This is a genomic window from Sphaerisporangium aureirubrum, from assembly GCF_042658925.1.
In the GTDB taxonomy this organism is placed as follows: domain Bacteria; phylum Actinomycetota; class Actinomycetes; order Streptosporangiales; family Streptosporangiaceae; genus Sphaerisporangium; species Sphaerisporangium aureirubrum.
The window spans coordinates 12,441-37,382 of record NZ_JBHSRF010000056.1; the positions used below are offsets into that span (position 1 = coordinate 12,441).

23 protein-coding genes are annotated in these 24,942 nt (G+C 71.9%); 6 read left to right on the forward strand and 17 right to left on the reverse strand.

Going from position 1 to position 24,942, the window contains the following annotated elements:
• Window positions 1–4: 4 nt before the first annotated feature.
• Window positions 5–730, reverse strand: a complete 726-nt coding sequence (locus tag ACFP1K_RS28515; RefSeq protein ID WP_380758950.1) for a DUF7019 family protein — start codon at window positions 728–730, stop codon at window positions 5–7.
• Between the two features lie 272 nt (window positions 731–1,002).
• Here ACFP1K_RS28515 and ACFP1K_RS28520 point away from each other — a divergent pair, with 272 nt between their 5' ends.
• On the forward strand, window positions 1,003–2,214 hold the full coding sequence (locus tag ACFP1K_RS28520) for a S1 family peptidase (protein ID WP_380758952.1): 1,212 nt from the start codon (window positions 1,003–1,005) through the stop codon (window positions 2,212–2,214).
• A 32-nt stretch (window positions 2,215–2,246) separates the two neighbouring features.
• Here ACFP1K_RS28520 and ACFP1K_RS28525 read toward each other — a convergent pair whose 3' ends face one another.
• Both ACFP1K_RS28525 and ACFP1K_RS28530 read right to left on the reverse strand, forming a co-directional pair.
• The gene (locus tag ACFP1K_RS28525) at window positions 2,247–3,518 is read right to left on the reverse strand and encodes a class I SAM-dependent RNA methyltransferase (protein ID WP_380758954.1); all 1,272 of its coding nucleotides are present in this window, start codon (window positions 3,516–3,518) and stop codon (window positions 2,247–2,249) included.
• A complete protein-coding gene (locus ACFP1K_RS28530; RefSeq protein WP_380758956.1) occupies window positions 3,515–5,545 on the reverse strand; it encodes an APC family permease in 2,031 nt (676 codons plus the stop codon). Before ACFP1K_RS28530 ends, ACFP1K_RS28525 begins: the two co-directional genes overlap by 4 nt.
• A 124-nt stretch (window positions 5,546–5,669) precedes the next feature.
• Here ACFP1K_RS28530 and ACFP1K_RS28535 point away from each other — a divergent pair, with 124 nt between their 5' ends.
• Together ACFP1K_RS28535 and ACFP1K_RS28540 are read left to right on the forward strand one after the other, a co-directional pair.
• Complete coding sequence (locus tag ACFP1K_RS28535; protein WP_380758958.1) at window positions 5,670–6,338, forward strand: potassium channel family protein; 669 nt, start codon at window positions 5,670–5,672, stop codon at window positions 6,336–6,338.
• Complete coding sequence (locus ACFP1K_RS28540; RefSeq protein WP_380758960.1) at window positions 6,338–7,003, forward strand: potassium channel family protein; 666 nt, start codon at window positions 6,338–6,340, stop codon at window positions 7,001–7,003. Before ACFP1K_RS28535 ends, ACFP1K_RS28540 begins: the two co-directional genes overlap by 1 nt.
• 38 nt (window positions 7,004–7,041) lie before the next feature.
• Here the strand turns inward: ACFP1K_RS28540 and ACFP1K_RS28545 are convergent, their stop codons facing one another.
• From ACFP1K_RS28545 to valS, 6 genes are all read right to left on the reverse strand, one after another.
• Window positions 7,042–7,755, reverse strand: coding sequence for a DUF3159 domain-containing protein (locus ACFP1K_RS28545; RefSeq protein ID WP_380758962.1), 714 nt, complete (start codon window positions 7,753–7,755; stop codon window positions 7,042–7,044).
• Between the two features lie 64 nt (window positions 7,756–7,819).
• Entirely contained in the window at window positions 7,820–8,209 is a 390-nt protein-coding gene (locus ACFP1K_RS28550) for an OB-fold nucleic acid binding domain-containing protein (RefSeq protein ID WP_380758964.1), read from the reverse strand.
• A 50-nt stretch (window positions 8,210–8,259) separates the two neighbouring features.
• Window positions 8,260–8,943 carry a DUF3710 domain-containing protein gene (locus tag ACFP1K_RS28555; protein ID WP_380758966.1) on the reverse strand — a complete coding sequence of 228 codons (684 nt, stop codon included), beginning with the start codon at window positions 8,941–8,943 and terminating at the stop codon, window positions 8,260–8,262.
• A 23-nt stretch (window positions 8,944–8,966) separates the two neighbouring features.
• Window positions 8,967–9,401, reverse strand: a complete 435-nt coding sequence (gene dut, locus ACFP1K_RS28560) for a dUTP diphosphatase (protein ID WP_380758969.1) — start codon at window positions 9,399–9,401, stop codon at window positions 8,967–8,969.
• Window positions 9,402–9,443: 42 nt separating this feature from the next.
• A complete protein-coding gene (locus ACFP1K_RS28565; protein ID WP_380758970.1) occupies window positions 9,444–10,694 on the reverse strand; it encodes an AI-2E family transporter in 1,251 nt (416 codons plus the stop codon).
• 139 nt (window positions 10,695–10,833) lie between these two features.
• Window positions 10,834–13,380, reverse strand: coding sequence for a valine--tRNA ligase (gene valS, locus ACFP1K_RS28570; RefSeq protein WP_380758972.1), 2,547 nt, complete (start codon window positions 13,378–13,380; stop codon window positions 10,834–10,836).
• An 80-nt stretch (window positions 13,381–13,460) separates the two neighbouring features.
• Here valS and ACFP1K_RS28575 point away from each other — a divergent pair, with 80 nt between their 5' ends.
• Window positions 13,461–13,766: a DUF4235 domain-containing protein gene (locus tag ACFP1K_RS28575; RefSeq protein ID WP_380758974.1), complete on the forward strand. Its 306-nt coding sequence runs from the start codon at window positions 13,461–13,463 to the stop codon at window positions 13,764–13,766.
• Between the two features lie 12 nt (window positions 13,767–13,778).
• Here the strand turns inward: ACFP1K_RS28575 and ACFP1K_RS28580 are convergent, their stop codons facing one another.
• The 5 genes from ACFP1K_RS28580 to ACFP1K_RS28600 form a co-directional block, all read right to left on the reverse strand.
• Entirely contained in the window at window positions 13,779–15,158 is a 1,380-nt protein-coding gene (locus ACFP1K_RS28580) for an alpha,alpha-trehalose-phosphate synthase (UDP-forming) (RefSeq protein ID WP_380758976.1), read from the reverse strand.
• Between the two features lie 276 nt (window positions 15,159–15,434).
• Window positions 15,435–16,295 carry a hypothetical protein gene (locus ACFP1K_RS28585; RefSeq protein ID WP_380758978.1) on the reverse strand — a complete coding sequence of 287 codons (861 nt, stop codon included), beginning with the start codon at window positions 16,293–16,295 and terminating at the stop codon, window positions 15,435–15,437.
• A 17-nt stretch (window positions 16,296–16,312) separates the two neighbouring features.
• Window positions 16,313–16,612, reverse strand: coding sequence for a DUF4193 domain-containing protein (locus ACFP1K_RS28590; RefSeq protein ID WP_347633385.1), 300 nt, complete (start codon window positions 16,610–16,612; stop codon window positions 16,313–16,315).
• Between the two features lie 278 nt (window positions 16,613–16,890).
• Entirely contained in the window at window positions 16,891–18,453 is a 1,563-nt protein-coding gene (locus ACFP1K_RS28595; protein WP_380758980.1) for a sensor histidine kinase, read from the reverse strand.
• Between the two features lie 17 nt (window positions 18,454–18,470).
• Window positions 18,471–19,124 (reverse strand): response regulator transcription factor, encoded by a 654-nt coding sequence (locus ACFP1K_RS28600; RefSeq protein WP_380758983.1) that lies wholly within the window; start codon window positions 19,122–19,124, stop codon window positions 18,471–18,473.
• Between the two features lie 278 nt (window positions 19,125–19,402).
• On the opposite strand from ACFP1K_RS28600, the gene ACFP1K_RS28605 reads away from it, so the two are divergent.
• Complete coding sequence (locus ACFP1K_RS28605) at window positions 19,403–19,567, forward strand: hypothetical protein (RefSeq protein ID WP_380758985.1); 165 nt, start codon at window positions 19,403–19,405, stop codon at window positions 19,565–19,567.
• 106 nt (window positions 19,568–19,673) lie between these two features.
• On the opposite strand, the gene ACFP1K_RS28610 is transcribed toward ACFP1K_RS28605, so the two are convergent.
• The gene (locus ACFP1K_RS28610; RefSeq protein WP_380758987.1) at window positions 19,674–20,474 is read right to left on the reverse strand and encodes an inositol monophosphatase family protein; all 801 of its coding nucleotides are present in this window, start codon (window positions 20,472–20,474) and stop codon (window positions 19,674–19,676) included.
• On the reverse strand, window positions 20,471–22,450 hold the full coding sequence (locus tag ACFP1K_RS28615; protein WP_380758989.1) for a S9 family peptidase: 1,980 nt from the start codon (window positions 22,448–22,450) through the stop codon (window positions 20,471–20,473). Before ACFP1K_RS28615 ends, ACFP1K_RS28610 begins: the two co-directional genes overlap by 4 nt.
• Window positions 22,451–22,562: 112 nt before the next feature.
• Here ACFP1K_RS28615 and ACFP1K_RS28620 point away from each other — a divergent pair, with 112 nt between their 5' ends.
• Window positions 22,563–23,522: a ferrochelatase gene (locus ACFP1K_RS28620; protein WP_380758991.1), complete on the forward strand. Its 960-nt coding sequence runs from the start codon at window positions 22,563–22,565 to the stop codon at window positions 23,520–23,522.
• 10 nt (window positions 23,523–23,532) lie between these two features.
• Here the strand turns inward: ACFP1K_RS28620 and ACFP1K_RS28625 are convergent, their stop codons facing one another.
• Entirely contained in the window at window positions 23,533–24,810 is a 1,278-nt protein-coding gene (locus ACFP1K_RS28625) for a lytic murein transglycosylase (protein WP_380758994.1), read from the reverse strand.
• Between the last annotated feature and the right edge of the window lie 132 nt (window positions 24,811–24,942).

The following is a 24,942-nucleotide window of genomic DNA, read 5'->3' on the forward strand; positions in this document are numbered from 1 at the left end:
GTCGTCACAGGGCGGTCATCTCGTCCGCCTCGGGCAGCGAGACGCGCAGGAACAGCGGCGTCCCGACCACCCGGTCCGGCCCGCACTCCAGCAGCAGGAAGACCGTGGTCAGCGGCAGCGCCATGTCCTTGGAGAAGAAGCGCGCGTTGGCGGAGTTCACCGAGAAGCTTCCGTCGGGCAACGGCCCCTCACTGAAGTTGCGCAGCGAGCAGTCCAGCATCAGCCGCCGCGCACCGGCCTTGCTGGTGATCGTCACCACCTGGCCGGCGGAGTGGCCCGTCAGCGGCTTGGCCACCTTGAACATGCCGCTGTAGTGGAAGTACCGCGACACCCCGCCCGGCGCCAGCGCCTCGGCCGGAAGGATCGGCCGCTCCTCCGCCAGCGCGAGCAGCACCTTCCGCAGCTTGTCCATGTAGGACTGCTTGACCTTGACCTCGCGCTGGATCCGCCCGGTCCGCCCGTACCCCGCACTCCCCTTGAAGAAATTGACGACCTGCGGCACCCCCCACTCGGTGCCCCCCTCCGCCGTCACCGTGCTCTCGCGACTCCTGGTCTCGACGACCTCGTCAAGAGCCCGCGGGTCGATCTGCTCGTAAAGCTGATCGACCTTGTTCCGCGAGACATAACAGAAGTACGCGATCCGCCCTTCACCGCTGTCTCCCCGCCCACCGCTCCCGGGCCGTCCACCCGCCTCGCCGTCCCGCCGCAAGGCCCGCATCCATCTCGGCACACGCCCAGCGTAACCACGGGATCACCGGGCCGAGCGCCCCCCGCCCAACGGACATCATTCCGTAAGGCCCCTCACCGGCGTCCTCGGCCGGTCCACCGTGTTCATGGCCTCTGATCGCAAGATTCTCATCAACACCTCGCCTCATGGGCGGCTTGTGCCGCTGCGAGCGAAGATGGCTGGCTTAGGGTGGCGGTGCCCGCATCACATGATCAACCCACGATACGAAGCTCACTCCCCCTGACGTTGTGAAGGACGAGGTCGGGGAGAGGCCTATGTTTCGTCGACACACCTTCGGCACCGCATGCGTCCTGGCGGCCGTCGCGCTCAGCCTGGTGGCCGGTCCAGTTGTCACCGACGGCCCGGCAGCCGGCGCCACGGTCGCTCCGGCCGTCCGGCAACCCCCGCCGCCGGGCATGATCGCGGCCCTTCAACGCGACCTCGGGCTCACCAAGGAACAGGCCGAGGCCCGTCTGCTCAACGAGGCCCGCCTGATGCCGATCGAGGCGAGACTCCGGGTAGCCCTCGGCGATCGCTTCGGCGGCTCCTGGCTCTCGGGAACCACCGCCAACACCCTGGTGGTGGCCACCGTCAGCAAGGCCGACATCCCCGCGATCCTCACCGCGGGCGCACGGCCCGAGATCGTCGCCCGCTCGCTGGCGCAGCTGCGGCCGATCAAGCAGAAACTCGACGAGGCACTGCCCGCCCACCCGCGCGCGGGGAGCGTGCGCTACATCGACGTGCGCAACAACAAGGTCGTGGTCCTGTCGGCGGCGCCGGAGAAGGCCGAAGAGATCATCGAGACCGTCGGGGTGGAGAAGGGAGTGGTGAGCGTGGTGCCCTCCCTGGAGTCCCCGAAGGCCCTGGACGAGGTGCGGGGCGGCGACGCCTACTACATCGGGGACGCGAACCGCTGCTCCGTCGGGTTCGCCGTGACCAAAGGAAACCTCAACGGTTTCGTCAGCGCCGGTCACTGCGGCAAGCAGGGGGCGATCACCACCGGGGTCAACAGGACCGCTCAGGGCGTCTTCCAGGGATCGGCCTTCCCCGGCGACGACTACGCCTGGATCGCGGTGAACACCAAATGGACGCTCAAGCCGGCGGTGAGCAACGGCGGCGTCGGAGAGGGCGGCACCTTGCCCGTCGCGGGCGCCCGGGTCGCCATCGAGGGGTCCTCGGTCTGCCGGGCGGGCTCCACCACCGACTGGTACTGCGGCATCATCCAGCAACGCGACGCCAGCGTCACCTACCCCGAGGGCACCATCTTCGAGGTCACCCGCACCAGCGTCTGCGCCGAACCCGGCGACTCCGGCGGCTCCTTCATCTCCATCGACCAGGCCCAGGGCGTCACCTCCGGCGGCTCAGGCGACTGCACCACCGGCGGCATCACCTATTTCCAGCCCATCGGCGAGATCCTCATCGCCTACGGCCTGACCCTGCTGACCACCCGCGCACCACTGCCGCCGGCCACCCCCGCCGCACCCTGAGCGGCCCGGCGCCCGGCCCCGTGACCTGCCGGTCAGAGCCCAGATCGCTCCTTGACCAGCAGCGTCACCGTCTCGACGTGATGGGTCTGCGGGAACGTGTCGAAGGCTCGTATGTCGACCACGGGGTAGCCGAGTGCGGCGAACCAGGCGAGGTCGCGGGCCAGGGTGGCGGGGTCGCAGGAGACGTAGACGATGCGGGCGGCGTCCAGGGCGGCCACCCGGGTGACGACGTCCTTGCCGAGGCCGGTGCGGGGTGGGTCCGCCACCACGACGTCGGCGCGTTCGACGCCCAAGCGGTCCAGGGCGACCTCCACGCGGCCGCGCTCCACGCGGGCCTGGGAGAGGTCGCGGAGGTTGTGGCGGGCGTCCTGGACGGCGTGGGGGTCCGACTCGATGCCGAGGACGGCGCCTTCGGGGCCCACGGACTCGGCCAGGGTGGCGGTGAACAGGCCGGCGCCGCAGTAGAGGTCCAGGGCCCAGTCGCCGGGGCTGAGGGCGGCGAACTCGGTCACGGCGTCGAGGAGGACGGCAGGGGCGCCGGGGTGGACCTGCCAGAAGCCGCTGCCGGTCACGCGGTAGTCGCGGCCCGCCACCTGCTCGGTGAGGCCGGCGCGGCCGTGGACGGCGCGGACGTGGCCCGCGCCCTCGTCGACCAGGACCGAGGCGTCGGCCCCCAGGTCGGGGACGGCCACGCGGCGGCGCGGCTTGGGGGTGACGACCACGGCGCGCTGGCGGGTGGAGGTGGCCACGGCCTCGACGGCCGAGGCGCCGTGCCAGTCGGCGCGCTCCACGCCGAGGCGTTCCACCTCGGGGTGGGCGATCAGGCAGGCGTCGATCGGCTCGATCTCGTGCGAACGGTGCCGGCGCAGGCCGGGCACGCCGTCGGGGCCGACGGCGAACTGGACGCGGGTGCGCCAGCCGAGGCCGTCGGGCGCGCCGGGCACCTCTTCGACCTCGATCTTCATCTCCAGGCCCGCCAGCCGCTGCAGCTGCTCGGCGATCACCTCGGCCTTGAGCCGCCGCTGCGCCGGAAGGGTGGCGTGCTGCCAGTCACAGCCCCCGCACCGGCCGGGCCCGGCGAACGGGCACGGCGGGGTGACGCGGTCGGGCGAGGCGTCCAGGATCTCGATCGCGTCGGCGCGCAGGAACCGGGTGGTCTCGTCGGTGATCTCGGCGAGCACCCGTTCCCCCGGCAGGGCGTGGCGGACGAAGACCACCCGGCCCTCGTGCCTCGCGACACACCATCCGCCGTTGGCCACACGCTCGACGTTGAGCTCGATCTGCACCGCGGTCCCCCCGTTCACATCTTGACCTGATCGTCCTTGCCGGCCTCAGCGTACGGCCGGCGCACCATGCCGGGCGCGAAGGACTCGGGGCGGCCCTTGAGCCGGTCGGACGAGTGGAGCTGCCAGGGCACGCTGGTGACCATCACGCCGGGCTGGAACAGCAGCCGGCCCTTCAGCCGCAGCGCGCTCTGGTTGTGCAACAGGTGTTCCCACCAGTGACCGACGACATACTCGGGGATGAAGACGGTCACCACGTCGCGCGGCGAGCGGCGGCGCAGGTGCTTCACGTACTCCAGGACCGGCCGGGTGATCTCGCGGTACGGCGAGTCGAGGATCTTCAGCGGCACCGGGATGCCGCGTTCCTCCCACTGGCGCTGCAACTGCGCGGCCTCCTCGGCGTCCACGCTGACCGTGATCGCCTCCAGGGTGGAGGGCCGGGTGGCCCGCGCGTACGACAGGGCGCGCAGCGTCGGCTTGTGGATCTTCGAGAGCAGCACGATGGCGTGGTTGCGGGCCGGGAGCATCGACTCGTCGACCTCGGTGTCCTCGGGCACCACCAGCTCGGTCGCCACGTTGTCGTAGTGACGGCGGATGCCGCGCATCATCACGAACAGCACGACCATCGCCGCGCAGGCGATCCACGCGCCGTGGGTGAACTTGGTGATGAGCACGACGACCAGCACCAGGCCGGTGATCAGGCCGCCGAAGGCGTTGATGACCCGCGCCCGGACCATGCGCCCCCGCGCCCTGGGGTCGGTCGTGGTGCGCAGCAGGCGGTTCCAGTGGCGCACCATGCCCGTCTGGCTCACGGTGAACGACACGAACACGCCGACGATGTAGAGCTGCACCAGGCGGGTGGTCTCGGCCTGGAAGGCGTAGATCAGCAGCCCGGCCATGGTGGCCAGGATGACGATGCCGTTGCTGAACGCCAGCCGGTCGCCGCGGGTGTGCAGCTGGCGCGGCAGGTAGCGGTTCTGCGCGAGCACCGACCCGAGCACCGGGAAGCCGTTGAAGGCGGTGTTGGCGGCCAGCACCAGGATCAGCGCGGTCATCGCGGTGATCACGTAGAACGCCGGGGTGAAGTTGCTGAACACCGTCTGCGCCACCTGCGCGATCACCGGCGCGGGGTGCTCCACCTGGCGGCCGGACTCGTCCAGCACCACGCTGCCCTGCGAGGGGTCGGCGAACTTGGCGCCGGTGACGTACGCCAGCGCGGTGATGCCGGCGAACATGCTGGCGGCCAGCATGCCGAGCGCCAGCAGGGTGTTGGCGGCGTTCTTCCCCTTGGGCTTGCGGAACGCCGGGACGCCGTTGCTGATCGCCTCCACGCCGGTCAGCGCGGCGCACCCGGAGGAGAAGGCACGCAGCAGCAGGAAGATCAGGGCGAACCCCTCGATGCCCACGCCCTCCCCGGTCACCGTGTACCCGGCGGTGGGGGCCCGCAGCTCGGTGCCGGCGGCCAGGCGCAGCCCTCCCCACAGCATCAGCCCGAACACGCTGATCATGAAGGCGTAGGTGGGGATGGCGAAGGCGAGGCCCGACTCCCGGATGCCGCGCAGGTTGACCACGGTCAGCAGCGCCACCAGCACCAGCGCCGCCGCCACCTTGCGGTCGGCCAGGAACGGCAGGGCCGCGGCGAGGTTCTCCACCCCGGAGGACACCGACACCGCGACGGTGAGCACGTAGTCGACCATCAGGGCGCTGGCCACGGTCAGGCCCCAGTTGGAGCCGAGGTTGACCGTGGCGACCTCGAAGTCCCCGCCGCCGCTGGTGTACGCGCGGACGTTCTGGCGGTAGGAGGCGACCACGGTGAGCAGGATGACGACGACGGCCGCCGCGATCCACGGAGTGAAGTGGTAGGCCGCCAGCCCCGCCACCCCGAGAGTGATCAGGATCTCCTGCGGGGCGTACGCGACCGACGACAGAGCGTCACTGGCGAAGACCGGCAGGGCGATGCGCTTGGGCAGCAATTGTTCGTGCGCCTGGGCGCTGCGCAGGGCTCGCCCGACGAGCACCCGCTTGACCATGTCAGCAACTTTCGCCACGACTGACGATGCTAGCCGCCAAAGGTCATGCTCCTCACACGCCGCACACCCGACCGGCCATACTTGGGCTGGTAGCTGTATAACGTCCTGAAAGCTGCCGCCTCGGAGCGAACCGCGGGGGAAAATGCATATCGTCATCATGGGGTGCGGCCGGGTCGGTTCGACCCTGGCCCACATCCTCGAAGACAACGGCCATTCGGTCGCCATCATCGACCGGGACTCCCAGGCCTTCAGGCGGCTGCGCGCCGGCTTCCGCGGGCGCCGGGTCACCGGCATCGGGTTCGACCGCGATGTCCTGGAGGAGGCCGGCATCGAGTCGGCGGCGGCCTACGTCGCGGTGAGCAGCGGCGACAACTCCAACATCATCTCCGCCCGGGTGGCCCGCGAGACGTTCGGCGTGGACAACGTGGTGGCCCGCATCTACGACCCCAGGCGCGCGGAGGTGTACCAGCGGCTCGGCATCCCCACGGTGGCGACGGTGCGCTGGACGGCCGACCAGATCCTTCGGCGGGTGCTGCCCGAGGGCGCCGAGCCGCTGTGGCGCGACCCCACCGGCACGGTCACGCTGGCCGAGGTCACCTACAACGCCGGCTGGATCGGCACCAAGGCCGCCACCCTGGAGCGGATGGCGGGCACGCGGGTGGCGTTCGTCAACCGCATGGGCGAGACGGTGCTGCCCCGCCACGACACGGTGCTCCAGGAGGGCGACGTCCTGCACGTGATCGCGGCGGACAACGACATGGACCGGATCAACAAAGTGCTGGCCGCCGCGCCGGAAGAGGAGACCAGCTGATGCGCGTCACGATCGCGGGCGCCGGGGCGGTGGGCCGGTCCATCGCGGCCGAGTTGCTGGAGAACGGGCACGAGGTCCTGCTCATCGACATCGACCCCAAGGCCATCAAGATCGACAGCGTGCCGCGGGCCGAGTGGCTGCTCGCCGACGCGTGCGAGATCTCCTCGCTGGACGAGGCCGGGCTGAACAACTGCCACGTGGTGATCGCCGCCAGCGGCGACGACAAGGTCAACCTCGTGGTGTCCCTGCTCGCCAAGACCGAGTACGGCGTGCCGCGCGTGGTGGCCCGGATCAACCACCCCAAGAACGAGTGGCTGTTCAACGAGTCGTGGGGCGTTGACGTCGCCGTCTCCACGCCGCGCCTGCTGTCGGCGCTGGTGGAGGAGGCCGTCAGCGTGGGCGACCTGGTACGGCTGATGACCTTCCGGCAGGGCCAGGCCAACCTGGTCGAGCTGACGCTGCCCGAGGACGCGCCGGTGGTGGGCCAGCGCGCCGGCTCGGTGCCCTGGCCGACGGACTCGGCGCTGGTGGCGATCCTGCGCGAGGGCCGGGTGCTGGTGCCGTCCGACGACGACCCGCTGGAGGCCGGCGACGAGCTGCTGTTCGTGGCCAGCCAGGAGGTCGAGCACGAACTGGCCCACCTGCTGTCCCCGCAGCACCACTGAGACAGCCGCGCACGCCCCGGGTTCCGGCGAGGGCCGGGTCAGGCCCCCTGGACGGGTGGGGGCGCGGCGATCGGGGTGCGGCCGCGGGCGAGGACCCACACCATGGCGGCGAGCGCGGCGACCTGGAAGGGCCAGCCGAGCACGAGTTTGGCCACGCCGAGCACGGCCACCTGGTCGGCCCAGTAGAGCGGGAGCTGCACGGCCACCCGCAGCAGGCACGGCAGGATCAGCAGCCAGGTGAGCCGCGAGCAGAGCCGCACGATGCCGGGGTCGCGCCGCCATCCGGTCGGGTCGCCGGTCACCGACCCGATCAGGAAGCCGACCACCGGCCACCGGACCGCGATGGACAGCAGCATGGCGACGGCGTACGCGCCGTTGTACCAGATGCCGGGCAGGAAGACGTCCTTGGCCTCACCCGACCGCGAGGCCAGGAAGGCGCCGATGCCGATGCCGATCAGGCTGTTCAGCACGAACTGCGGCGTGGAGCGCTGCGCGATCCGCACGACCAGCAGCACCACCGCCGCGCCGATGCCGATCATCAGCGAGAGCTTCAGCTGCTCGGTGGTGATCCACGCGAGGGTGAACGCCACGGTCGGGACCGCCGCCTCGACGATGCCCCGGACCCCGCCGAGCGCCTTGGCGAGCTGCGCCCGGATGGCCGACTCGACCGTGTCGTGCGCCGCTGCCTCCTCGGCGGTCGTCTGCGGCCCCATCACCGGTGCTACCGGCCCCGGTTCACCCGCTCCACTCATCGCACGCTCCCCGTGACGTCGTCGCGCACCGGCCACACTCTCCCGTCGTCCGCCGCCCGCCCGGTCACTCGCCGCTCGCGGGGCGCAGTTCGTAGCGGGGGTTGAACATCACCTTGCGCCCGTCCTGGATGCTCACCAGGCCCTCTGCGCGCACCACCCGGCCGGGTTCGATCCCGATGATCTTACGGCGGCCGAGCCAGACCAGGTCGACCACGTCGGAGCCGTCGTACAGCTCGGCCTCAAGGGACGGCACCCCGCCCCGCGGGCGCAGGGTGACCGTGCGGAGCGTGCCCGCCACGCAGAACCTGCGCCGCTGCCCGCACGACGCGATCGGGGTCGCGCCGTGGCGATCCAGATCTTCCTGGAGCTCCGCGGCCTCCAGCTCGGCCTGGCTGGTCGCCAGGCGCCGGAAGAACCCGCGCAGCCCGCGCTTGACGGGCTCCGCAGTACTCATGTCGCTCACTCCTCAGGGCACACCCACTGCGATCCTGACCGCAGGATACGTCAGCGGACCTCGGTGATCTCAGGTCCCCTGTGGAACGGATCGAGCAAGGGCCTGCCGTCCTTGGCTGCCTCCTCCTCGACGGCCTGCCGGGCCTCGGCGGGCAGCCGCAGCTCGATGGGCTCTTTCGGGGCCATCGGCTGGTCCCCGCGCACCACGACGATGTCCCGCATGACGTCCTCGAGAACCTTCGCGGCCTCGGGGTCGGCGATGGCGCGCCCGCTGATCACCCCGCGCAGGAACCAGCGCGGGCCGTCGACGCCGAGGAACCGGACCGGCTGCAGCTCGCCCTCCTGCTTGATGCGGGCGGCCAGCTCGGGCCCGAACGGGCCCTCCTGCTCCTCGCAGGAACCCCCGGCGCCGGTCAGCTCGCGGGCGAGGTCCGCGCGGACCTCGCCCCAGATGCCGTTGCGCTTCGGCGCGGCGAACGCGTGCACCTGGAGAGCGCTCTCGTTCACCAGCACGACGGCGCCGACGATGGTGTCCCCGGCGACGTTGAGCTGGACCTCGAACCCCGAGCCGATCGGCAGCCGCAGGCCGCCGAGATCGACGCGCTCGGTCTCGGGATGCGCCTCGTCGGCGTCCCAGGGTCCCGACTCGCGGACGGGGCCCGATGCCTCATCGGCGGCCGGGGCCGTCACATCTTTTTCCGCTGCTTGGCGGCGGCGTCGGAACACTTCGTTCACACTCCTTTATCGCCTTGATCGACTCATCGGCCGGTGGATCCGAACCCGTCGGTGCCGCGCACCGACCCGGGAAGCCGGTCCACCTCGTAGAAGGCCGCCTTCTCCACGCGCTGCACGACGAGCTGGGCGATGCGGTCGCCACGCCTGAGCCGCAGGGAGTCCTTGCGGTCGGTGTTCAGCAGGGTGACCTTGATCTCGCCGCGGTAGCCGGCGTCGACGGTGCCCGGCGCGTTGACCAGGGTGACGCCGAACTTGCTGGCGAGCCCGGACCGCGGGTGCACGAACGCCGCGTAGCCGTCGGGCAGCGCGATCGCGATCCCGGTGCCGACCACGGCGCGCTCGCCGGGCAGCAGCTCGACGTCCTGTGCGGCGTAGAGATCCGCGCCCGCGTCGCCGGGATGGGCGTACGCCGGGAGCGGGAGCTCCGGGTCGAGCCGCCGGATCAGCACCTCGATCATCTATTCACCTTGTCGTGGCAGTGCGGGTTACACGTCGAGACCTTACCCGCTGCGCTGGGCCGACACGTCCTCCCCCGCGCGGCCACCCGGGTGCTCCACGGGCCCGGCCGGTGCCGGGGGCTCCTCGGACGGCCCGTCGTCCATCGGCCGCGCCGCGGCGGCGCCCCCGGTGTCCCCCGCGCCGCCTCCCGGTAGGCGAGGTGGAGGTTCGTGCTCGGGCGCCGGCAGCAGCTCCGGTGGAGCGGCGCGCAGCGCGGGCAGCGCTCGGTAGACCACGGCGGCGACCGGGACGGCGATGGCCGCGCCCGCGATGCCGCCGAGGATGCCGCCCACCGCCAGCACCATGATGATCGCCAGCGGGTGGAACTGGACGGCCCTGCCGACGATCAGCGGCTGGAGCACGTGGTTCTCCAGCTGCTGCTCGATGAGCAGGATGCCGACGAACACCAGGGCGTACACCACGCCCTTGGCGCCCAGGGTGACCAGCGCGGCCAGGCCCCCGGCGAAGAAGATGCCGACGATGGGGATGAAGCTGGCCAGGAAGATCATCACGGCCAGCGGCGCCCACAGCGGCACGCCCATGCCGAACAGCACGATGCCGATCACCAGGCCGTGGATGGCCGCGACGATGACGGTGCCGTGGATGTACTGCGAGAGCGTGACCCACGCGGCGCGGCCGGCCCGGTCCACCCGGGGCGCCACCGAGCCGAACGCCCGCAGGAACCACGACCAGATCTTGTCGCCGTCCTTGAGCATGAAGAAGGTGATGAACAGCAGCAGCACGATGGAGGCGAGGACCTGCACGAAGGTCGCCGCCGTGGACAGCAGCGTGGTGGTGATCGCGCTGCGCTGCGCGTTGGCCTGCCGGGCCAGCTCGTCGACGATGCCGGTCAGCTGGGCCCTCTGCAGGTGGAACGGGCCGGTCAGCAGCCAGTTCTCCACCTCGCGCGCGGTGTTCTGCACCTGGCCGACCAGGCGGGGGAACTCGTCGTTGGCCCGGGTGCCGATGATGACGCCGAGGCCGCCGATGGCCGCGAACGACAGCAGCAGGGTGGCCCAGGTCGCCCAGATGGGGCGCAGGCCGAGCCGCAGGAACTGCCGGGTGAGCGGGTAGAGCAGGGCGCTGAGCAGCAGGGCGATCGCCACCGGCAGCGCCACGAAGCTGAGGTGGACGAGGATCTGCGCCGAGAAGTAGATCACCACCCCGATGACGATCAGCCGCCAGCTCCAGGAGGCCAGCGCCGCTAGGACGGCCGGCACCCGGCGCTCTTCGGTTCCCAGTTCCGCGATCACGCCTCCAGACTGGCACGCCGCGCCCCGGAACGCGCGCGGATTAAGGGCGCGTCCCGGGCTCGATGCATCACGCTCCGGCTCTTCTGCCAGGGCATATGTCCAGATTAATCGTGGTTGATGGTGCGGTGTCCGGCGGGCGTCAGCCGGCGAGCGTGACCTCGATCCGCGGCTCGCCGCTCCCTCCGGCCAGCACGAACTCGTCCACCACGCCCGCCGCGCACAGATCGCCGCGGGCCGACCCGATGAGCCCGGCGTCCGGCCCGGTGACGCTCAGCACGGCCACCCCGGCCCGCATGGACACCCGGGCGGTGGACTTGGCCTTGCGGATCTCCCTGAGCACCTCGGAGACCGCCGCCAGCAGCGCGGGGTCGCCCCCGGCGTCCGCCTCGGCGGGCACCGGCCAGGCGGCGCGGTGCACCGTACCCGGCCGCCACCACGACCAGACCTCTTCGGTGACGAACGGCAGGAACGGCGCGAACAGCCGCAGCAGCACGTCCAGCGCCCGCCGCAACGCCGCGCGGGCCGAGCGCGCCCCGGCGTCCGCGCCGTAGGCCCGGGACTTGACCAGCTCCAGGTAGTCGTCGCAGAACTCCCAGAAGAACCGCTCGGTGGCCTCCAGCGCCCGCGTGTAGTCGTAGGACGAAAGCGCCGCCGTGGCGTCCTCGACCACCGCCGCCAGGCGGGCCAGCATCGAGAGGTCAAGCGCCTCGGTGACCGCGCCGTCGCCGTCCTGCCCCTCGCCGAACCCCAGCGCGAACCGGGAGGCGTTGAGGATCTTGATGGCCAGGCGGCGCCCCACCTTGATCTGGCCGGTGTCGAACGCCGTGTCCGTGCCGGGACGGCCCCCGGCCGCCCAGTAGCGCACGGCGTCCGAGCCGTACTCCTCCAGCAGGCCGAGCGGCGTGACGACGTTGCCCTTGGACTTGGACATCTTCTTGCGGTCGGGGTCGAGGATCCAGCCGGAGATCGCCGCGTTCCGCCAGGGCAGCACGCCGTTCTCCAGGTGCGCTCTCACCACCGAGGCGAACAGCCAGGTGCGGATGATCTCGTGCGCCTGCGGGCGCAGGTCCATCGGGAACACCCGCGCGAACAGGTCGGGGTCGCGCTCCCAGCCGGACACCGTCTGCGGCGACAGCGACGAGGTGGCCCAGGTGTCCATCACGTCGGGGTCCCCGGCGAACCCGAACGGCCGGCCGCGCTGCTCCTCGGCGAACCCGGGCGGCACGTCACTGGAGGGGTCCACCGGCAGCGAATCCTCGCACGGCACGATCGGCGCGTCGTGGATCGGCTCACCGGCCGAGTCCAGGGGGTACCACACCGGGATCGGCACGCCGAAGAACCGCTGCCGCGAGATCAGCCAGTCCCCCGCGAGGCCCCGCACCCAGTTCTCGTAGCGCACCCGCATGTGCGGCGGGTGCCAGCGCAGCTCGCTCCCCCGCTCCAGCAGCGCCTCGCGCAGCCCGGCGTCCCTGCCGCCGTTGCGGATGTACCACTGGCGGGTGGAGACGATCTCCAGGGGCCGGTCGCCCTTCTCGTAGAACTTCACCGGACGGCTGACCGGCCGCGGCTCGCCCTCCAGCGCGCCGGCGTCCCTGAGCATCTCGACCACGCGCTCCTTGGCGCCGTGGACGGTTCTGCCGGCCAGCTCGGCGTACGGCTCGGCGGGCACGCCCTGCGGCGGCGTGGCCAGCACGCGGCCGTCCCACCCGATGACGGCCCGGGTGGGGAGGTCCAGCTCGCGCCACCACACGACATCGGCGACGTCGCCGAAGGTGCAGATCATCGCGATGCCCGAGCCCTTGTCCCGCTCGGCCAGGCGGTGCGCCATCACGGGGACCTGGACGCCGAACACCGGTGTGCTCACCGTCTTGCCGATCAGCGGCCGGTAGCGCTCGTCGTCGGGGTGGGCGACCAGGGCCACGCACGCGGGCAGCAGCTCGGGCCGGGTGGTCTCGATCACCACGCCGCCGGAGTACGCCGTGCCGGGCACCCCGCCGAACCTGATGCGGTGGAAGGCGCCGGGCCACTCGCGGTCCTCGAGCTCGGCCTGCGCGACCGCGGTGCGGAAGCCGACATCCCACAGGGTGGGGCCCTCGGCGGCGTACGCCTCGCCGCGGGCGAGGTTGCGCAGGAAGGCCCGCTGGGACGCGGCGCGGGAGGTCGCGTCGATGGTCGCGTAGGTCAGCGACCAGTCGACCGACAGGCCGAGCCTGCGCCACAGCTCCTCGAAGGCCTTCTCGTCCTGCGCGGTGAGCCGCTCGCACAGCTCGATGAAGTTGCGCCGCGACACCCCTACCGGGCGCTTGGGGTCGGGCCGCTCCGGCGGCGCGAAGCCCGGGTCGTAGGGCAGGGCGGGGTCGCAGCGCACGCCGAAGTGGTTCTGCACGCGGCGCTCGGTGGGCAGGCCGTTGTCGTCCCACCCCATGGGGTAGAAGACCTCCTGCCCGCGCATGCGCCGGAAACGGGCGACCAGGTCGGTGTGGGTATAGGAGAAGACGTGGCCGACGTGCAGGGAGCCGGACACGGTGGGGGGCGGGGTGTCGATCGAGTAGACCTGGTCACGGGTCTTGGCGCGGTCGAAGCGGTAGGTGCCGTCCGCCTCCCAGCGGGCCGCCCATACCTGCTCCAGGCCGTCGAGAGCGGGTTTCTCGGGAATGGCTGGAGGGCGCGGTCGCTGTTCGGTCATGCCGCCCTATGGTATGGCGTCGCCACACCGCGCGTCGTGGGAGATTAGGGTTCTGCGTAGATCGCGACGAGGGAGAGGGCATGCCGAAGTCATCGGACGAGGAGAAGCAGGACATGGCCTGGCGGCTGATCGGCGCCGTGGTCGGGCTCGGCGTGGGGTTCGCCGCCCGCAAGGCGATCGAGTTCGGCTGGCAGAAGAGCACCGGCAAGAAGCCCCCGGCCGACCCCAACTCGCTGGAGACCAGCCTGGCTGAGGCGATCGGCTTCGCCGTGGTGCTCGGCGTCGGCATGGAGGTGGCCCGCATCGTAGCGACCCGCACGGCCCACAAGCGGTACCGGGCATGGAAGTCCCTGCCCGCCAAGGCCGAGCGGATCGCCAAGTCGTAGGGGCCGCCGGGGTCAGCGCTCCAGCGCGGTGAGGAAGTCCCCCGCCCACCGGTCGACGTCGTAGGTCGCGACGCGCCTGCGCATGGAGCGCATGCGGCGCGACAGCTCGTGCGGGGTGGCCCGCATCGCGGCGAGCATCTGGCGTTTCAGGCCGTCGGTGTCCCAGGGGTTGACCAGGAAGGCGTGCTTGAGCTCGTCGGCCGCCCCGGCGAACTCACTGAGCACCAGCGCGCCGCGCAGGTCGTGGCGGCAGGCGACGTACTCCTTGGCGACGAGGTTCATGCCGTCGCGCAGCGGCGAGACCACCATCACGTCGGCGGCGCAGTACAACGCGGCCAGCTCGTCGCGGCCGTAGGACTGGTGGAGGTAGTTGACCGGGGGCACGCCGAGCATGCCGTACTGCCCGTTGATCCGGCCCACCCGCTGCTCGATCTCGTCGCGCAGGTTGCGGTACTCCTCGACCCGCTCCCTGCTCGGGGTGGCGATCTGCACGAACACCGCCTCACCCGGGCGGATGCTGCCGTCGGCGAGCAGCTCGCCGAACGCCTTCAGCCGCTGGGCGATGCCCTTGGTGTAGTCGAGCCGGTCCACCCCGAGCAGGACGTGCTCGGGCTCGCCGAGCTCGGCGCGCACCTCCTTGGCGCGGGCCAGGATGTGCGGCTCGCGCACCAGGGAGTCCAGCTCGCCGAAGTCCACCGAGATGGGGAACGCCTCGGCCCGGACGGTGCGGTCGCCGTAGGTGATCTCCTGGCGCTGGTTCTGCAGGCCGAGCTGGCGGCGGCACAGCCGGATGAAGTTGGACGCGCCGCCGGGCCGCTGGAACCCGACCAGGTCGGCGCCGAGCAGGCCCTCAAGGATCTCGCGCCGCCACGGGAGCTGCCAGAACAGCTCGGCCGGCGGGAACGGGATGTGCAGGAAGAAGCCGATCCGCAGGTCCGGGCGCAGCGCCCGCAGCATCGCCGGGACGAGCTGCAGCTGGTAGTCCTGCACCCAGACGACGGCGTTGTCGGCGGCGATGTCGGCCGCGGCGCGGGCGAAGCGTTCGTTGACCGCGCGGTAGGCGTCCCACAGCACGCGGGAGTAGATGGGCGTGGCCACCACGTCGTGGTACAGCGGCCACAGCGTGGCGTTGGAGAAGCCCTCGTAGTACAGCTCCACCTCGCCCGCGGACAGGGGGACGGGGATGAGGTTCATCCCGTCGTGCTCGAACGGTTTGAGCTCCTCGTCGGGGGCGCCGTGCCAGCCCAGCCACGCGCCGTCGCGGCGTTGCATCACCGGTGCGATGGCGGTGACCAGACCCCCTGGGCTGCGCCGCCAGGACGCGGTGCCGTCCGCGGTGATCGTCCTGTCCACCGCCAGCCGGTTCGCGACGATCAGGAATGAGCTGCGCACGCGTCCTCCCTCGTGATCGGTTTATGACTACCTTACGAAACCGGTCGCAGCTCTCTGTGTGCGGGGCACCCGCATAGTGCGGGCCACATTCCCGGCTTACCTAACTTTCACCCCATAGGCCGATAAAGACTCATTTACCGGTATCAGAGGTACCGACCGTAAACGGAGGCGGTACGCGGAGAGGTGAACAGGAGAGCGTAAGGAGGGCGAGGGGGCGGGAGGGCCGCGAGAGGCCCGCGGAAGAGAAAGGGAAGCCGCTATAGGACGGACGGGTGTCTAGCGGCCGGGAGGCAGGGCGCGCTGGCGGCGCAGATCAGCGCGGATGGCCTCAGACAGCCGTCTGGTGGCGAGTCTGTTCAGGGCCCCGCCGGCGACGGCGCCGGTCAGGAAAGGGCCGAGGGTGGTGAGATGACGGCCGAGCGTACGCAGCAGGCGTTTGCGTAATCCGGCCTTGGCCGCGGCGCCGAGCGCCAGCGTGACCGACGCGGGCGCCAGAGGGTCCACCCCGCGCTGCTTGGACCACGCGACGGTGAACGCAAGGGCGCGCTGGGTGCCGTTGCCCTGCACCTGGACGCCGTACACCTCGTGCAGCTCGGCGATGAGCTTGACCTCGATGGCGGCGACGACGAGAGTCTCGGCCACCAGCTGCGCGGGTGCGGACAGCAGCAGCGGCGGCGCGGCGAACTCGGCGGCCGCGACGGCCCCGCCGATCGCCCCGACGGCCATCGTGGCCTTGCTGGCCGTGCGCACGAGGTCGTCGGCCAGTTGTTCCCCGGTCAGGCCGTAGTGGTGCTCCTGGAGAGCCGCGAGGTCCCTGATCGGCAGCCGCGGCGCGATCGAGGCGAACAGGTCGGCGAGCCATCGCCCGCGCACCGCCCCCGAGAACTTCGCCCTGCGGGCGGCGTCGGCCAGCGCGAGGGTGAGCCTGCCGAGCAGCCTGCGCCGCTCGGCTCCGTCGATGCCGCCGGGGTCGGCGAGCTTGCCCACGAGCTCGGCGACCTCGGCGTCGCCCCCTGTCTCCCGCTTCTCCAGCGCCGACGCGGGAGACTCAACGGGCTTCCCCGAATCGACCGGCTCCGGCGGGCCTCCCGGCCCGGCGGGCGGGTCCTGCGTCGATCCATCCGCTCCCGATGTCACGGCCCCTCCTCGCTACGTCAGGCGGCACACTCGCGGCAGATCTGCTGGCCGCCCTTGTCGGAGGCGAGCTGGCTGCGGTGGTGTACCAGGAAGCAGCGCGAGCAGGTGAATTCGTCCGCCTGCCGCGGTATCACTCGGAGCGAGAGCTCCTCGTTCGACAGGTCGGCCCCGGGCAGCTCGAGCGACTCGGCGAGATCAGTCTCGTCGATGTCGATACTCCCCGAGGACTTGTCGGTCCGCCGCGCCTGAAGCTCCTGGAGGCTGTCCTCATTCAGGTCGTCATCAGTCTTGCGCGGGCTGTCGTAGTCGGTGGCCATTTGCGTACTCCATCCCCCTCATCTGTGGCTTGCTCGTCACGCGTCGCGGGTCCTGTAACGTCTGGGCGGCCCATCTTGTGCCCGATCTCCCTCGGGGAATTTCGCTGTCGGTACCCCGTGGGAACGCTAGACGAACCTCCTAACACGTGAGGGCCATGCCGCCTTCGCCGCTTGGTTAGCCAAATATGGCGAAAACCACAGCATTGGCGACAGGACCCATCGTGTTCGACGGCACATCCAACCACATGTCTGGCGTGAACGAGACGACCCCCGCCGTATCAGCCCGCCGGAAGTCGAACCGTCATCACCAGGCCGCCGCCTTCCCGGGGCACCGCTTTCACGATCCCCTGGTGCGCACGCACGACCGCGCGCACGATGGAAAGGCCCAGCCCGGCGCCGCGCGCCGATTCCACCCGGTCGGAGTTGAGCCGGCGGAACGGCTCGAACAGGTCGTCCACTTCGTACGCGGGCACATGTTGCCCCGTGTTGGCCACCTGAACAACGGGGGCACCGTCCACCATTCCCGTCCGGAGCCAGACCTGCCCCCCTGAGGGGATGTTGTGCTTGATGGCGTTCTCCACAAGGTTGGCCACCAGCCGTTCCAGCAGCACCGGGTCGCCGAAGGTGGGCGAGGGGCGCAGATCGGTCTGGACGCTCACCGAGCACTCCTCGGCGAACGCGGCGTGCTGCTCCACGACGGTGCGGCCCACCTCGCGAAGATCGACGGGCTTGCGCACCGCCAGCTCGCGTTCGCTGCGGGCGAGCAGCAGCAGGCCCTCGATGAGGTGCTCGTTCCTGGCGTTGGTGCCGAGCAGGGTGCGGCCCAGCACCCGCAGGTCCTCCGAGGCGTGCGGGTCGCCGAGGGCCACCTCCAGGACGGTGCGGTTGATCGCGAGCGGGGTGCGCAGCTCGTGGGAGGCGTTGTCCACGAAGCGCCGCTGGGCGTCGAAGGCGCGGTTGAGCCGGGCGAGCATGGCGTCGAAGGTGTCGGCCAGCTCCTTCAGCTCGTCGTCGGGGCCCTGGAGGGCGATGCGCTCGTGGGCGAGGGAGGTCTCCGACAGGCGCCGGGCCGTGGAGGTCATCCTCTGCACCGGGCGCAGCGCCCGGTCCGCCACGATGTAGCCGAAGATCAGCGCGAGGATGCCCACCCCGCCGAGCGCCATCAGCGAGCGGGTGAGCAGCTGCGCGCGGGCGGCGTCGATGGTCTCGGCGCGGAACGAGGCCCAGCGTTCCTGCAGGGAGAGCGCCAGGGACGGGTCCATGTCCTCCAGCGGGAACGGCAGCGGGGGCCAGGAGTCCCAGATCGCCTTGCCGACGAACGAGTAGATCACGAACAGCAGCAGCGCGCCCGCCGTGAAGAACAGGGCGCCGTAGGTGAAGGTGAGCCGGACCCGGATGCTCATGCGGCCGGGGATCTGCCGCAGCTGGTCCAGCAGGTCGGGCCGCACGGGCCGCGGCGCGACCGGCGGGGGGCCGTCCCAGACGGGCAGCCCGCCCGGCGCCGGCGGGGTGGCCCGCGTACGCCGGGCGGCGCGGGGGCTCTCGACGGTCAGCTGGTCGCTCTTCCAGGATCCGCCCTGGGTCCCCCACTCGCGCGGAGGCTCGGGCGAGGCCACGGGGAGGCCGCCCATGATCTTGCCAGCGGAACTGGAGCCGCCCGGCGGGCGGGAGGGGCGGGAGGGGCGGGAGGAGTCAGAGGTGCCGGACGTGGCCGGTGGGGCGGCGTGCACCGCGGTGGGCACCGGGTCCTGCTGCCCGTTGTCCGCCGCCGGGTCACCCGGGGGGACGATCAGCGGCTGGGGCGACGAGAAATTCGGGCGCCCGGCCTCGGGCGCCGCCACGCGGTCACGGTCCTCATTCACAGCTTGTAACCCACTCCCGGCACGGTCTCGATCACCGCCGGCTCACCGAGTTTCTTGCGCAGGGTCATCATCGTCACCCGCACCACGTTGGTGAACGGGTCGATGTTCTCGTCCCACGCCTTGTCCAGCAGGTCCTCCTGGCTGACCACGGCACCCTCGGCGCGCATCAGCTCCTCGAGGACGGCGAACTCCTTCTTCGTCAGCGCGATCTCCTGGTCCTCCCTGGTGACCAGGCGCTTGCCCGGGTCGAGGCGGATCCCCGCGCGCTCCAGCACCGGCGGCAGCGCCGGGGCCGAGCGGCGGCCGAGGGCGCGCACCCGGGCGACCAGCTCCATGAACGCGAAGGGCTTGGCGAGGTAGTCGTCCGCGCCGAGCTCCAGGCCCTCCACCTTGTCGTCCACCTCGCCCGACGCGGTGAGCATCAGGATGCGGGTGGCGGTCCGCTCGGCCACCAGCCGGCGGCACACCTCGTCGCCGTGGATCTTCGGCAGGTCGCGGTCCAGGACTATCACGTCGTAGTCGATGTAGCCGGTGCGCTCCAGCGCCCCCGCCCCGTCGTACGCCACGTCGACCGCCATCGCTTCGCGGCGCAGCCCGGTCGCGATCGCGTCGGCGAGCACCCGCTCATCTTCCACCACAAGCACTCGCACGGCCTCTGGCACCTCCTGTGAGTCCCGGCCGCGCCTGCGCGGACCGGCCGTGTTCATTGTCGCCACATCGAGGCTAAGCGGACGGTAAGAGCACTCGGCCGCGCGGCGATTCCGTGACATACCTCACACGGCACACATCCCGAATTGTTGGTTTAAGCCAGACAGCTCGCGGGGTAGACCCCGTAGACCCACTGACTCCTGACAGGGCGCCCTCGTTCGCCCTCCCCCTAGGCGTCCCGTGGCACGACCGCTCTTGCCCCATCGAGAAAGAAGGTGAGATGGGCGAGTTCACCACGACGATAGAACACCGGCTCGACCAGGCCTACAAAGGCCTTCAGGAGGCGCGCACCAGTGGCGACGACTTCCTCGCCGACACTCTCACCGCAGAGATTGAGGATCTACGCCGGATCGCCACCGACAACGGTGTGCCGCTCCAGCACTGACAAGCACCACATATAAGCCGGGAACGGCCCGATCAGCCCCGACGATCTCCGCCGCTCCGACGAAGGGCCCGCCCGGTCACCCGGGCGGGCCCTTTCGGTTCTCCGCTCAGGCGTCGCGCTCGGGGTCGAGCGGCGCGAGCAGGTCGTGCAGTTCCTCGAACAGGCCGGGCGCCGCGCACAGCGTGAGCCCGGTGTTGCCCGGCTTGCCGTGGAGGCCGCCGATCCTCGCGCCCGCCTCGGTGGCGATCAGGCCGCCCGCCGCGAAGTCCCAGTACATCGGGCCCCGCTCGTAGTAGCCGTCCACCCGGCCCGCCGCGACCGAGCACAGGTCGACCGCCGCCGACCCGCCGCGCCGGATGTCGCGCACCCGCGGCAGCACCTTCGCCACCACCTCGCCCTGCACCGCCCGCCGTCCCGGCTGGTAGCCGAACCCGGTGGCGATCAGCGCCTGGGGCAGCGACACGCCGGTCGTGCAGGCCAGCCGCTCGGGCGGCGCCCCGGCACGCAGCAGCTCGGCGCCGCCGCCTTTGCGCGCCGCGTACAGCTCGCCGCGCGGCGGGACGTTGACCACCCCGGCGACGATCTCGCCGTCCACCTCCACGGCCACGCTGACCGCCCAGTCCGGCAGGCCGTACATGAAGTTGACGGTGCCGTCGATCGGGTCGACGATCCAGCGGACCCGCCCGGCGCCGGTCTCGCCGCCCTCCTCGCCGAGCACGGCGTCGTCCGGCCGCGCCGCGCGGATCCGCTCCCGGATCAGCTCCTCCGAGGCGCGGTCCAGCGCGGTGACCACGTCGGTCTGGCTCGACTTGGTCTGCACGGCCTCCGGGCGGCCCGTGCGCTTGGCGAGCAGCATGTCGCCCGCCTCGCGCGCGATGTCCGCCGCGAGCCCGAGGAAATCGGTCATGCCAGCGACTCGGGGCGCTGCCAGTCCTTGCCGAGTACGTGCTGCGCGAGGAAGGCGAACACGGTCTCGTACCAGGCGACGACGTTGCCGGGCTTGAGGACCCAGTGGTTCTCGTCGGGGAAGTACAGGAACTTGGACTCCACCGACGACCTCTGCAGGTCCCACCACAGGCGCAGCGCCTCGCCGATCGGCACGCGGTAGTCCCGGTCGCCGTGGATCACCAGCATGGGCGTCTTGATCTCGCCGAGCGAGTGGTGGGGCGACAGCTTGTCGTACCGCTCGGCGCCGGGGGCGCCGAACTCCCGCTGCCAGTACATCGACGAGTCGGTGGTGCCCGCGAACTGGTCGAGGTTCCACAGCGACGCGTGGGTGACCACGGCGCGGAAGCGGTCGGTGTGCCCGGCCACCCAGTTGGCCATATAGCCGCCGAAGGAGCCGCCCATGGCGCCGGTGCGCGTCTCGTCGATGTCGGGCCGCGCCACGCAGGCGTCGGTGATCGCCATCAGGTCGGCGTGGGTGCGCGGGCCCCAGACGCCCCAGCCGCGCTGGATCATCTGCTGGCCGTAGCCGGTGGACAGGCACGGGTCGGGCAGCAGGACGGCGTAGCCCTGCTCGGCCATGATCCACGGGTTCCAGCGCCAGGACCAGTCCGACCAGCTCGCCACCGGGCCGCCGTGGATCCACAGCAGCAGCGGCGCCGGGCTGTCCGCGGACGCGCCCGCCGGGAGCACCAGCCAGCCCCTGATCTCCACGCCGTCGTCGGCGACCGCCGAGATCTCGGTGAGCGTGCCGGGCACCCGCGGCACCGGGCCCGGGGAGACCAGCTCGGTGACCGAGCCGTCGGCCAGGGAGATCCGCACCGGGGCCGCGGGGGCGGCGACCGAGCTGCGCAGCGCGAACAGGTGGCCGCCGTCCGGGGACGGGCACAGGTCGAGGTACGCGCCGTCGCCCGCGGTCAGGCGTTCCTGCTCGCCGGTGAGCGAGACCTTGAAGACCGGGCGGCGGCCCTGGTGGTCCGCCGCGACCAGCACGGCCCGGGAGTCGGCGGTCCACTCGACCGATGCCGGCACCAGGTCCGCGGTGAGCGCGGTCCCCTCGCCGGTGGCGAGGTCGGCGACCCAGAGCGCGAAGTCGGCGGCCGTCTCCTCCGAGGCGTGCCCCTCGCGGCAGCAGACGACCTTGGTGCCGTCCGGGGAGATCGCGAGCGGGCCGGTGAAGTCGTGCCCGGACGAGGTGGCCAGCACCCGGCGGTCGCCGGTCGCGACGTCGATCGCCACGAGGTCGGCCCGCATCTCTCCCGCGGGCAGCGACTCCACCCACGTGGTGACGACCGTCGAGCCGTCCGGGGTGACCGCGAAGGACGCCTCCACCAGCGCGGCGCCGGCGTCCGGGGTCAGGTCGCGCGGCTCGGCCAGGCCCGGCAGGCGCGCGGCGAACAGCCTGGGCGCGCCCGGCCCGAGGTCGTGGTCCCAGAAGCGGATCGGGTAGCCCTCGTGCAGGATCGCGCCGACCCCCGCGTCCTTGCGCGCCTTGCGGCGGTCCGCCTCGCCCGCGGCGTCCCCCGGCAGCACGTCGGCGACGAACACCACGGTGTCCCCGCCCACCTGGACGCCCGAGATGCCGCCGGGCCGCTCGGCGACCTTCCTGGCCTCGCCGCCCGCCGCGGGCAGCAGCCACAGCGAGCCGGGCTCGTCGTCGGCCTGGTCGCGGACGTCGGGGTCGGGTCTACGGGACACGAACAGCAGATCGCCCTCGGGGGTGAACTCGGCGCCGCCCTCACCCTTCGCCGACCGGGTCAGCCGGTGCGGCTCGCCCCCCGGCCCGACGGGTACCTGCCATACGGAGGTGCCATAGGACTTGCCGTCCGGATTGAGGGACTGCACGACGGTCGCCAGCCGGGATCCGTCCGGGGACAGCCGCAGCGACAGCAGGCGCGGCTGGGCGACGAACTCTCGAATGTCCTTAAAGAAACTCACTTCTCCGAACCTACCCCCCCATCACCCGCCGCCCTAGCCCGCGCACCACTTCCCCGCCGGGTCGTCCTCGGCCCCGGGGGTGTCACCCGCGCGCATGCGGTTGGATGGAGGCATGGCGCAGTACGACGCTTTGCTCGTGGTGTCCTTCGGCGGTCCGGAGAGGCCGGAGGACGTGATGCCGTTCCTGGAAAACGTCGTCAGGGGGCGGGGGGTGCCGCGGGAGCGGCTGCTGGAGGTGGAGGGGCACTACCAGCGGTTCGGGGGGGTCAGCCCGATCAACGGGCAGTGCCGCGACCTGATCGCCGCGCTGGAGCCCCTCGTGGACCTGCCGATCTACTGGGGGAACCGCAACTGGCAACCGTTCCTCACCGACACCGTGCGCCAGATGACGGCGGACGGCGTGCGGCGGGCGGCGGCCTTCCTGACCTCGGCCTACAGCTCGTACTCCAGCTGCCGCCAGTACCTCGACGACATCGCCGCCGCCCGCGCCGCCGTGCCCGGGGCGCCGCCGATCGTGCGGCTGCGCCACTACCACGACCACCCCGGCTTCATCGCCGCCATGAGCGACCACACCCGCGAGGCCCTCGGGCGGCTCCCCGAGGCCCACCGGGACGGCGCGCGGCTGGTGTTCACCGCGCACAGCATCCCGCTGAGCATGGCCGCCACCGCCGGGCCGACCGGCGGGGCGTACGAGGCGCAGCTGCGGGCCGCGGCGGCGCGGGTCGCCGGGGACCGGCCGTTCGACCTGGTGTGGCAGAGCCGCAGCGGGCCGCCGAGCGTGCCCTGGCTGGAGCCGGACGTGTGCGACCACCTCACGGCGCTGGCGGCCGAGGGCGTCAAGGCCGTGGTGCTGGTGCCGATCGGGTTCGTGTCCGACCACATGGAGGTCGTGTACGACCTGGACACCGAGGCCGCCGAGACCGCGCGCGAGCTCGGCCTCCACCTGACCCGTGCGGCCACCGCGGGCACCCACCCGCGGTTCGTGTCGATGGTCCGCGAGCTGCTGGACGAACCCGAGCCCGCCGCCTGCCCTGCCGCCTGCTGCCCGGCGCCCCGGCGCCCGGGAGCCTGATCCCCCGGCCTCAGGTGTACGCGCGGGCGTAGGCGCCGGCGAGGCCGAGCACCTTGTCCACGTAGGACCACGAGTGGTTGTAGCGGTAGACGGCGCCGCGCAGCTTGTTCCCGCCCTGGCCGGCGCCGTTGGCGCACAGGTAGCGGGCGGCCCCCGGGACCGCGTCGTACGGGCTCCAGATGTCCGACTTGCCGTCGCCGTCGCCGTCCACGCCGTACGCGCGCCAGGTGGCCGGCATGAACTGCATGGGGCCGAGCGCGCCCGCCGAGGACGGCCCGTTGTTGCGTCCGTGGCCGCTCTCCACCTGGCCGATCGCGGCGAGGACGGTCCACGACAGGCCGGGACAGACCCGTGCGGCCACCTTGTAGAGGTCCAGGTAGCTGCCCGGACGGCCGACGTGGTAGCCGCTCGCGCCCTGCGCCACCACGGGCTTCCGCCTGGCCTTGACCGCCGTCGGGTCCGGGGACCTGGCGGAACGGGCCGAGCCGACGGCCACCACCTGGGCTCCGGCGCCGAGCAGCCGCTTGATCCGGGGGCCGAGGGCGGCGGCCTCGCCGGGCGGCGCGTGCACCAGCAGCGCCACGCCGGGGACCAGGCCGAGCGTGCGGCCCGCCTCCCTGCCGACCAGCCCGTCCACGCCGGGCAGCCCGAGCGGCGCGGACGCGGCGACCCGCAGCCGGGAGATGCCCTGCGCGGCGTACTCGCCGCCGAGCGCCAGCCGGTAGCGGGCGACCGTGCGGGACTCGGCGACGAACTCGCCGCGGGCCAGGGCGTTCCACACCTCCTGCTCCTCGGCGACGGCCTTCGGCGCGAAGGGGCGGAACTCCACAGGGTCCACGGCCAGGAGGTTCAGCGTCGCCGTGGAGAACCGGACCGCGCCGCCGTCCGCCACCGCGACCCCGGTGACGTGCTTCAACGCCTGGACCTTGCGCAGCACGTCCTCGCCCACCGGCTGCCTGGCCACCGCGATCAGCCGGGGCGGCGTGGCGGCGACCCGCACCCGCGCGTCCGCCACCGGCTCGCCGGACGCGGCCGGCGGCGTGTGGGCGGACCGCGAGGGCTTGGCGGGCTCCGACGGGGCCGGGACGGAGGTGGGAGGCGGGGTGAGCGAGGGGAACGGCGTCACCGGGAGGTTCAGGGCGCCCGCCTGCGGGGTGCGCGCGGCCTCGGCGGGAACGCCCGCGCCGACCCCGGCGAGGAGGTACACGCCACCGGCCACCACACCGATCACCAGGAGAACCGCGAGCCCCGCCACGGCGGCACGGGACGGCAGGGGACTAGCGGACACTTGACCCACGTTAATCCTGGATGTCGTGAATCGTGTAGGTTGCCGGAAAATCACTTGTCGCGGCGCGCGGACGTGCGTCAAGGTCGTCCGGGATGTGACGCCCCGCGGGGGCAGGTGAGAGGGGCGGGAACG